The organism is Streptomyces sp. NBC_01498, from assembly GCF_036327775.1.
Lineage (GTDB): Bacteria > Actinomycetota > Actinomycetes > Streptomycetales > Streptomycetaceae > Streptomyces.
The window spans coordinates 6032005-6041342 of sequence record NZ_CP109598.1; the positions used below are offsets into that span (position 1 = coordinate 6032005).

Sequence of the window (9338 nt, forward strand, 5' to 3'; positions counted from 1 at the left end):
AGGCTCGATGGAGAGGCAGGTCCTGGCATGTCCCAGCAGGTGCGAGGCGTCGTGGCGCCCGGCAAGAACGAGTCGGTGCGGGTCGAGACGATCGTGATCCCCGACCCCGGCCCCGGCGAGGCCGTGGTGAAGATCCAGGCGTGCGGGGTCTGCCACACCGATCTGCACTACAAGCAGGGCGGGATCGGCGACGACTATCCCTTCCTGCTCGGTCATGAGGCGTCGGGCGTGGTCGAGTCGGTGGGCGCGGGCGTCACCGATGTCGCCCCCGGTGACTTCGTGATCCTCAACTGGCGTGCTGTCTGCGGCAGTTGCCGGGCCTGTCTGCGGGGCCGGCCCTGGTACTGCTTCAACACCCACAACGCCGGGCAGAAGATGACACTGCTCGACGGAACCGAACTCTCCCCCGCGCTGGGCATCGGCGCCTTCGCCGAGAAGACCCTGGTCGCCGCCGGGCAGTGCACCAAGGTCGACCCGGCCGTCTCACCCGCCGTCGCCGGACTGCTCGGCTGCGGTGTGATGGCGGGCATCGGCGCGGCCATCAACACCGGCAACGTCGGCCGGGGCGACTCCGTCGCGGTCATCGGCTGCGGCGGGGTCGGCGACGCGGCGATCGTCGGCTCCCGGCTCGCGGGCGCGGCACGGATCATCGCCGTCGACATCGACGACCGCAAGCTGGCGACGGCGACGTCCATGGGGGCCACCCACACCGTCAACTCCCGCTCCACCGACCCCGTCGAAGCGATCCGCGAACTGACCGGCGGCTTCGGCGCCGACGTCGTCATCGAGGCGGTCGGCCGCCCGGAGACGTACCAGCAGGCGTTCTACGCCCGCGACCTGGCCGGCACCGTCGTCCTGGTCGGCGTCCCCACCCCGGAGATGACGCTCGAACTGCCGCTCCTGGACGTCTTCGGCCGCGGCGGCTCGCTCAAGTCGTCCTGGTACGGCGACTGTCTGCCGTCCCGCGACTTCCCCCTGCTCATCGACCTGCACCAGCAGGGCCGTATCGACCTGGCCGCGTTCGTCACCGAGACCGTCGGACTGGGCGACGTGGAGGCGGCGTTCACGCGGATGCACGAGGGCGACGTGCTGCGTTCGGTGGTGACGCTCTGATGGCCGCCCGTATCGACCACCTCGTCACCGCGGGCACGTTCTCGCTCGACGGCGGCACCTGGGACGTCGAGAACAACGTCTGGATCATCGGCGACGACACCGAGGCGATCGTCATCGACGCCGCCCACGACGCCACCGCCATCGAGGCGGCACTCGCCGGGCGCACCCTGCGCGCCATCGTCTGCACCCACGCGCACAACGACCACATCGACGCGGCGCCCGCGCTCGCCGACGCCACCGGCGCGCCGATCCTGCTGCACCCGGACGACCTGCCGCTGTGGAAGCAGACCCACCCGGACCGGCTCCCGGACGGTGAACTGGCCGACGGGCAGGAGCTGTCCGTCGCCGGCACCACCCTCACGGTGCTGCACACCCCCGGCCACGCGCCCGGCGCGGTCTGTCTGCACAGCCCCGCCCTGTCCACCGTCTTCACCGGTGACACGCTCTTCCAGGGCGGCCCCGGAGCCACCGGACGCTCCTTCTCGCACTTCCCGACGATCATCGACTCGATCCGGGAGCGCCTGCTGACGCTGCCGCCCGGGACGGTCGTCCGTACGGGCCACGGCGACTCGACCACCGTCGGCACCGAGGCACCGCACCTGGACGAATGGATCCGCACGGGCGGCTGAACATGCCGGGAGGCCCGGACACCCGTGGGGGTGTCCGGGCCTCCCGGCATGTTCCGTGCGCGAGGACCGGGATCCGTACCCCGGCCCTTTGACCTCACGCGCCGTCGGTCCACGACCGGTCGACTCGCCCGGTCAGTTGGTGTCCTCGACGGTCTGCTCGAAGTCCTTGGCGCACTGGTCCCGCTCGCTCTGGCTGTTGGCGTGCTCCATGCAGTCGCCGAAGTTCTGGAACTCGTCCGAGTTGAGCACCGACACCCCGACGATCAGGATCACGGCCGAGGCGACGAGACCCAGCGCGCCGAGCACCGTGCCGACGATCGACATGGTCCGGTGCGGCGCGCGGCCACCACGGGCCCGGCGTATGCCCAGGATGCCGAACACCACGGCCAGCAGGCCCAGGACGATCCCGCCCGCGACCGTCCAGAAGAGCAGACACGCGATGATGCCCAGCACCAGCGCGGTCACCGCGAGCGGATTGCTCCGCGCGGGGGCCGGCTCGGGCGACCCGTACGGCGAGGCACTGTCGGCCGCCTGTTGGGGGTAGTGAGGCATGGACATCGACATCACCCTCCGTAGTCGAACCTGTCTGTCAGGTTCACCGTGCGCGTGCCCCCGAAAAGGCGGCGGACACGTGCCGTTCCGGCGGGAGCCGCCGCCGATTGCGCCGCCGGAGAGGCCGCACGACACTGGACTCGCGGGGCCGTGCCCAATGAGGAGGTGCCGTATGACCGGGAACGACGACGACAGGAACGCGTACGACGCGGAGAACGTGGAGGACGCGGAGGTCGTCTCGGAGGATCCGGCCGAATACGACGACGAGTACGACGACGAGGACACGACCGGCGAAGTCGCCCAGAAGGATCCCGATGTCTATCTCGATGTACCGGTACTGAATATCGACGAGATCGAATTGAATGTGCGGGACCTGCGGGCCCATGTCTCCCTCCAGGCCGAGGTCCTCGATCTGCTGAAACTCAATGTCGGTGCGGATGTCGCGCTCGGCTCGGTCGATCTCGATGTCAAAGGTGTAGAGGCGCAGGCCCAGTTGAAGGTCCGCCTGCACAATGTCGCGACGATCGTCAATCGTGTGCTCACGACGATCGACCGCAATCCGCAGATCCTGGAGCAGTTGACCAGGAGTGTGGGCCGGACGGTCGAAGAGGTCGGTTCGGGTGCGGGAGAGGCCGTTCAGGAGATCGGCCGGGGCACGGGCGACGCCGCGGAGAGCGTGGGCCGGGGGGCCGGGGAGGCGGTGGAGCACGTCGGGCACGGGGCGGGCGAAGCCGTGGAGGACGTGGGCGAAGGCGCCGGCGGCGCGGTCGAGAATGTCGGCGAAGGCGCTGGTGGAGCCGTCGAGAACGTCGGCGAGGGGGCCGGTGACGCCACCCGCGATGTCGGGAGGAGCGCCGGTGACGCGGTGGGGGAGACGGGGAGGAGCGCGGGGGACGCGGTCGGGCACACGGCGGGAAGTGCCGGTGACGCGGCCGGGCAGGCCGGCAAGGAGGTCGGCGGGACGGCGGCCGACGCGGCCGGGCGCGCGGGAGAGACCGCCGGGGAGGCCACCGAAAGCGGTGCGGCCGGGGACGTCGGCGAAGCCGCCGGGACCGGTGGGGCGGCGAAGAACGGGCGGAAGCCGGTCCGCGCGCCCGAGGTGGCGGGCGGCGGATCGAAGGAGCGGCGGCGGAGTCCCCGCGGCGACAGGAGCGCCCGGCGCCGCGACGCGTACAAGCGCTGAATTACGCACTCCCGGACGCGACTCACCCGAATGGCGTTTTCGGGATGCGCGGAGCAGAGTGGAGGGGGGCGCGGTCGCCCGAGCGATTCTCCCGCGACCGCGAGAACGCTCCTCCGGTTCCTCTCTCCGGAGACACCGGAGGAATTCACTTCGGGAAGCTCCGGAAAGCTCTCTATTCCAGGAGGACGGATCGGTCATGGCAGTCAACGAAGCCACGTCGAAAGCGAAGCCCGACGGTCGTCGTCATCACGGTGACGTCGAGGGAAAGACAATGATCGCCGATTCGGTGGTCGCCTCCATCGCGGGTATCGCGACGCGTGAGGCGTCCGGTGTCTATGCGATGGGCGGCGGGATCTCCCGGACCCTGGGCGCCGCGCGGAACAAGATGTCGGGTTCCGACGACGTCACCCGTGGTGTGCGGGTCGAGGTCGGCGAGAAGCAGGCCGCCGTGGATCTCGACGTGGTCGTGGAGTACGGATATCCCATCACCCGGACCACCGACGACATCCGCTCGGGTGTCGCCGACGCCGTCGAGACCATGACCGGCCTTGAGGTCGCCGAGGTGAACATCGACGTTCTCGATGTCCATCTGGAGGGTTCGGACGACGACGGCGACGACGAGCCGCGCGCCCGCTGACGGGCGACTGAGCGGGGGCGACGCACGCGAGACCCGGCGAAGGTGGATCACTCATGGAAGACCAGACGAAACTCACCCTGGCCACGGCCGTCCTCGGCGGTTACGTGCTGGGCCGGACCAAGAAGGGCCGTCTCGCGCTGACGGTCGCCACGCTGGTGGCCGGCAGGGGACTCGGTTACGGCCCCCGGCAGTTGGCCGCCGAGGGAGCCCGCAGGCTCGGCGACGTGCCGCAGATCGCGGGGTTGCAGGACCAGTTCCGTGACCAGGGTGTGGAGGCCGCGCGCGGCGCGCTGTCGGCGGTCGCCGACCGTGGCATGGGCTCGCTGGCCGACGCGATCAGCGGCCGGGCGACGGCGCTCATCTCGAAGGACGACGGAGCCGACGAGGACGACGAGAGCGACGAGGACGCCGCCGAGAACGAGGCGGAGGAGCCGGACGAGGGCGAAGAGGCCGAGGGCGAGGACACGGAGCCCGAGGACGACGCCTCGGAGGAGGAGCCGGAGGACGACGAGTCCGAGCCCGAAGGCGAAGCCTCCGAGGAGGAACCCGAGGACGACGAGTCCGAGCCCGAGGAGGAACCGCCGTCCGCGAGGCGCCGGCGGGGCTCCGAACGCCGGGGCAAGCGCCCGGCGCCGAAGAAGAAGGCCCCGGCCAAGAAGGCTCCGGCCAAACCGGCCGCCAAGAAGACGGCGGCACCCGCGAAGAGGACGGCGAAGAAGACCGCTTCGGCCCGCTCCAGCCGTCGGAGGTGACCGCGTATGACCAGCACCCAGGAGGACACCGACACGTCGGCGCCCTCGAACGTCGAACGGCTCCGTGCGGAGATCACCCACTACGCGGGAGCGCAACTGGACCGTGTGGTGGACCGCGTCGGCGGCAAACTGACCGATGTGACCGGTAAGTTGACCGACATCGCCGAGAACGGCGGTCAGCTGCCCGCGATCGGCTCCCGCATCCTGCACGGTGAGTCGCCGATCCGCTCCGTGGTCTCCGAGAAGGCGAAATCCGTCAAGGACTCCGTGACCGACAAGGCCAAGGATCTGACGGGCGCCGGAGGCAAGCCGGGCAGCGGGGACGTGAAGGTGACGAACATCGTCGAAGTCCTGGACGTGGGAGTGCCGTTGAGGACGGCGTACGACCACTGGACCGCGTACGACAAGTTCGCCGGGTTCACCAAGGGTGTCGGCAACGTCTCCAAGGACAAGGACGACGAGACCACCAGCAACTGGACGGCCAAGGTGGGCCCGTCGAGCCGGAGCTTCAAGGCCACCGTCCTGGAACAGATCCCCGACGACCGCATCGTCTGGGAGTCCGAGGGCTCGAAGGGCACGACCCAGGGCGCCATCAGCTTCCACGAGATGGCGCCGAATCTCACCAGGATCGTGCTTGTCGTCGAGTACAGCCCGGCCGGTTTCTTCGAGAAGACCGGCAACATCTGGCGTGCCCAGGGCCGTCGGCTGCGGCTCGACTTCAAGAACTTCCAGCGGTACGTGACCCTCACCGACGAGGAGCCGGAGGCATGGCGCGGTGAGATCCGGGACGGCGAGGTCGTCCGGACCCATGAGGAGGTCATGGAAGAGGAGGAGAACCAGCACGAGGAGGAGGACCAGGATCCGGAGGACGACGAGGGGGAGGAGACCGAGCCGGACGAGGACGGGGACGAGGACACCGAACGGGAGTGAGCCTCCCCCCCGACCGCTCGCCTCGACCACTCGAATGGCGTTGTCCGGACGTACGGAGCACAGTGGAAGGAGGGCGGGAGGTCGCCCGGGGAAGAACTCGGGTGACCGTGAAATCGCTCCTCTGATTCTCTCCAGGAGGATGGGTCGGCCATGGCAGTCAACGAAGCAGCGTCAAAGACAATGTCGAACGGTCATCACCACCACGGTGACGTCAAGGGCACGACGACGATCGCCGATTCGGTGGTGGCCTCCATCGCCGGCATCGCCACCCGTGACGCGAACGGTGTGTACGCGATGGGCGGCGGAATCTCCCGGACCCTGGGTGCCGCGCGCGACAAGATGGCCCGGTCCGACGACGTCACCCGGGGCGTGAAGGTGGAAGTCGGCGAGAAGCAGGCCGCCGTGGACATCGATGTGGTGGTGGAGTACGGGTATCCCATCACCCGCACCACCGACGACATCCGCTCGGGCGTGGCCGACGCCGTCGAGAGCATGACCGGCCTTGAGGTCGCCGAGGTCAACATCGACGTGCTCGACGTGCATCTGCCGGGGTCGGACGACAGCGACGACGGCGGGGGATCCCGCACCCGCTGAACGACCGGAACCACCTCCGCGACAGCCGACGAGGTCCCGCCCCTTGTACAAGGGGCGGGACCTCGTCGTCCTCGTCGTCCTCGTCGTCCTCGTCGTCCTCGTCGTCCTCGTCGTACACGAAGGCGTCACGCGGGGCCGCGCCCACGTGACGCCGATCGGTGAGGAACGGGGTCCACCGCGGCCGACTCCGCCCGCGTGCAGGGCCGTCGGCGGCGAAGGCGCCGAGCGTGCCGCCCGTGCGCCCTTGTGAAAGGCCATCCCGTCCGCGTCACCGTGGCGGGAGCGTGTCGTCGAAGCGGTACGGGCCGCCGAAGCACGGGTACGGCGAGGCACGCGCCGGGGCTGAGAACGGGGAAGCGGTGTCCTCTCGGCAACCGAACGCACGGCTCGCGCGGCTTCTCGCGGAGGCGGGATGGACCGCGGCCCAGTGTGCCCGCGCCGTGTCGTCGGTCGCCTCCGAACACGGCCACGACCTCACCGTGAACCGCTCGACGGTGACCCGCCGGCTCGCGGTACGAGGCTCTCTTCACCCGTTTCCCCACCCTGTTCCCGGCCGTCCCCGAACGCGACATCCCCTGGGAACTCGACCTGTTCTTCACCAAGCCGGCGGTGCTCCCCGTGGCCCGGGGCCCGGCACCCCGCTGACCGCGACGCCCCGGCGGCTTCGGTGAGGTGGCCGCGCGCGGGACGTCAACGCCACGTGAACGCCGCGCCCACCAAGGGATCAAAGGGCGCCGGGGGGAGGAATCCGGGGTCGGATGTCGACGGCACCGCACCCTCTTCGACAGGAGCTCGACATGCGTATCCGCTTCGCGGCCACCGCGGCCGGACTGACCATGGCCGTCGCGCTGACCGGCATCGGCGCCAGCGCCGCCACCGACACCACCGGTGTGCGGACGGCGACGGACCGGACGACCGTCAACACCCCCTTCCGCAGCGCCGAATCGGCCGTGGCGCCGGCCGCCCTGCGCTGTCCGCGCGGCACCTTCTGCGCGTACATCCACGCCAACTACAGCGGCGAGCTGATGAGGTCGTCGGCCGGCCGGGGTTCGCGGGTGCAGGTGAGCGGCGGGACGTCGTCGGGCTCCAACAACACGGGGAACCAGTGGGTGGGAGTCAACGAGATTCCCGGTCCCGACGACGACGTCTGGAAGTGGGCCCCGTATTCGGAGGGGAACGTCAGCTCGGCGGCGAACGACAAGATCAATCACTTCGACGTGAAGTAGGCGTGCGGTAGTTGTCACACCCACGGGGGTGCCGGTCTCCCCGGCGCCCCCGTTCTTGACGACATGTCAGGTTGCCGGCCTTGACGGGAGAAGGACGATGCCGGGTTTCACCGTGGCGGCCCTGACGGCCGTGTCGCTCATGCTGGCTGTCGGATCCGCCGGCTGCGCGCGGAGTTCGGAGGCAGCCGCTGTTCCCGACCGCTTCCGCCAGCTCGTGGATCGGCCCGCCGTACTCGACGAGACCGAGAACCGGTTGATCGCGCGGTGCATGGAACAGGCGGGACTGGGCTATCCGAAGGTGCCCGCCCCGCGAGACGACCGGCCGATGAGCGGGCTGCTCAGAGGCGCGACACCGCTGCACGCCGAGACCGCACGGCAACACGGCTATCCCGACAGGTGGATGACCCGTGCCCGTGATCCGGGGAAGGGTCCGGTCGACAGATACGCCGATTCGCTGCCCGCCGACACCAGAGAGCGGTTCCATCGCCTGCTCCTCGGCGAAGGCGGCAACGACGTACGGGTGGTGCTGCCGGGGAACTTCGAGGTGGCCGCGGCTTCCTCGGGCTGCGTGGGCAGCGCCCGGCGGCGGCTCTACGGATCGGTGGAGAACTACCTGACCGTGTACTACCTGCCCGAACTCGTGCAGCGGCAGGCATCCGCGGCCGACGAAGACCCCGACGTACGCGACGCCCACGCGGCCTTCGCCCGGTGCATGGCGGCCAAGGGCTACGACACGGCGACGCCGGACGACGCCGTCGCCCTGGCCGCCACGTACTACCCCGACGGCCGGCGCGGGCGCGCGGGGGCGGACGAGAAGACGCTCGCTGCCGGGGACGCGGAGTGCCAGACGACGGTGCGACTGCGTGAGCGGCGTGCCGCCGCGGTCGATCGCCTCGCCCGGCGCTGGCTGGCCGACAACGAAGCCGCTGTGTCGAGGACTTACGAGGTACTGCGATCCGCTCTCGCGGAAGCGAGAACGAAGGGGTAGACGCGAAGGCGTGGCGGGCGGCGATGTCTTCGCGGTGTCCCCTGCGGGTCCTGTGGGCGGGTTCCCGCCCGACGGTGGTCATGCCGGTGCCCCGTCGGCCACGAGAGACTCGGGCGAGGCCGACGGGGCACTGTCCTACGGGAACACCGGGATCAACTGGCGCCGGTGCTCAGTGAGTCACGGGCACTCGCCGGGCGCCGCCCCGATGTTCTCGACCCAGCGGGCGGCGACCCAGTGGCGCTCACCCGGCAGCTTGTACCAACGGCGATTTCCTTCCACGACCTCGCCGTTGGTCTTGCATTCCAGCTCGATGACGGTGCCGAACGGGATGGAGCCGACGGGCGGCCTGCTGGTGTTCGGGTCCTTCCGCACGTTGAGCGACGGCTGCGCGATGACCCGGCCCTTGAACACGACAGCGGCGGGGGACTGGGCGGCCTCGGCGGAGGACGGCGCGGAGCCGGTCCGGTGGTCGGTGGCGACGGCGGGGGCGGCCAGTGCCGTACCGGCCAGCAGGACTCCGGCGAGCACGGAGACGATCCGGTGCCCGGTGTGCGGTGCGCTCATGGCGGATTCCTCTTGTTGTCGGTGAGCATCCGGGGGGCTTCCCGGTGGTGCCCCCTTCATGGCACGAGCAGGGGCGGTGAACCCTGCCCCCGCGCCGGAAACGCGGACTCTCACCCGGACGGGCGTACGTGTTCGGGGTCCGTACGACCGATCCGGGACGCAGGGCCTCG

Annotated in this window: 11 protein-coding genes; 9 read left to right on the plus strand and 2 right to left on the minus strand. The window is 70.2% G+C overall.

What is annotated here, in order from left to right; translation table 11 throughout:
• Positions 1–27: 27 nt before the first annotated feature.
• A complete protein-coding gene (locus OG875_RS25715; RefSeq protein ID WP_330176599.1) occupies positions 28–1113 on the plus strand; it encodes an S-(hydroxymethyl)mycothiol dehydrogenase in 1086 nt (361 codons plus the stop codon).
• Entirely contained in the window at positions 1113–1742 is a 630-nt protein-coding gene (locus OG875_RS25720) for an MBL fold metallo-hydrolase (RefSeq protein ID WP_330176600.1), read from the plus strand. Before OG875_RS25715 ends, OG875_RS25720 begins: the two co-directional genes overlap by 1 nt.
• A gap of 132 nt (positions 1743–1874) precedes the next feature.
• Here the strand turns inward: OG875_RS25720 and OG875_RS25725 are convergent, their stop codons facing one another.
• Positions 1875–2300 (minus strand): DUF4190 domain-containing protein, encoded by a 426-nt coding sequence (locus OG875_RS25725; protein ID WP_330176601.1) that lies wholly within the window; start codon positions 2298–2300, stop codon positions 1875–1877.
• A gap of 166 nt (positions 2301–2466) precedes the next feature.
• Between OG875_RS25725 and OG875_RS25730 the strand changes: the two genes are divergently transcribed.
• The 7 genes from OG875_RS25730 to OG875_RS25760 all read left to right on the plus strand — a co-directional run bounded on the left by OG875_RS25730 (position 2467) and on the right by OG875_RS25760 (position 8604).
• Positions 2467–3477 (plus strand): hypothetical protein, encoded by a 1011-nt coding sequence (locus OG875_RS25730; protein WP_330176602.1) that lies wholly within the window; start codon positions 2467–2469, stop codon positions 3475–3477.
• A gap of 196 nt (positions 3478–3673) precedes the next feature.
• A complete protein-coding gene (locus tag OG875_RS25735; RefSeq protein ID WP_330176603.1) occupies positions 3674–4114 on the plus strand; it encodes an Asp23/Gls24 family envelope stress response protein in 441 nt (146 codons plus the stop codon).
• Positions 4115–4167: 53 nt separating this feature from the next.
• Complete coding sequence (locus OG875_RS25740) at positions 4168–4866, plus strand: histone protein (RefSeq protein WP_330176604.1); 699 nt, start codon at positions 4168–4170, stop codon at positions 4864–4866.
• A gap of 6 nt (positions 4867–4872) precedes the next feature.
• The gene (locus OG875_RS25745) at positions 4873–5796 is read left to right on the plus strand and encodes an SRPBCC family protein (protein WP_330176605.1); all 924 of its coding nucleotides are present in this window, start codon (positions 4873–4875) and stop codon (positions 5794–5796) included.
• Between the two features lie 180 nt (positions 5797–5976).
• Positions 5977–6390 carry an Asp23/Gls24 family envelope stress response protein gene (locus OG875_RS25750; RefSeq protein ID WP_330176606.1) on the plus strand — a complete coding sequence of 138 codons (414 nt, stop codon included), beginning with the start codon at positions 5977–5979 and terminating at the stop codon, positions 6388–6390.
• 797 nt (positions 6391–7187) lie between these two features.
• Positions 7188–7616 carry a peptidase inhibitor family I36 protein gene (locus OG875_RS25755; protein ID WP_330176607.1) on the plus strand — a complete coding sequence of 143 codons (429 nt, stop codon included), beginning with the start codon at positions 7188–7190 and terminating at the stop codon, positions 7614–7616.
• Between the two features lie 97 nt (positions 7617–7713).
• Positions 7714–8604, plus strand: a complete 891-nt coding sequence (locus tag OG875_RS25760; protein ID WP_330176608.1) for a hypothetical protein — start codon at positions 7714–7716, stop codon at positions 8602–8604.
• A 177-nt stretch (positions 8605–8781) separates the two neighbouring features.
• Here OG875_RS25760 and OG875_RS25765 read toward each other — a convergent pair whose 3' ends face one another.
• Complete coding sequence (locus tag OG875_RS25765; protein ID WP_330176609.1) at positions 8782–9168, minus strand: SH3 domain-containing protein; 387 nt, start codon at positions 9166–9168, stop codon at positions 8782–8784.
• Positions 9169–9338 lie beyond the last annotated feature (170 nt).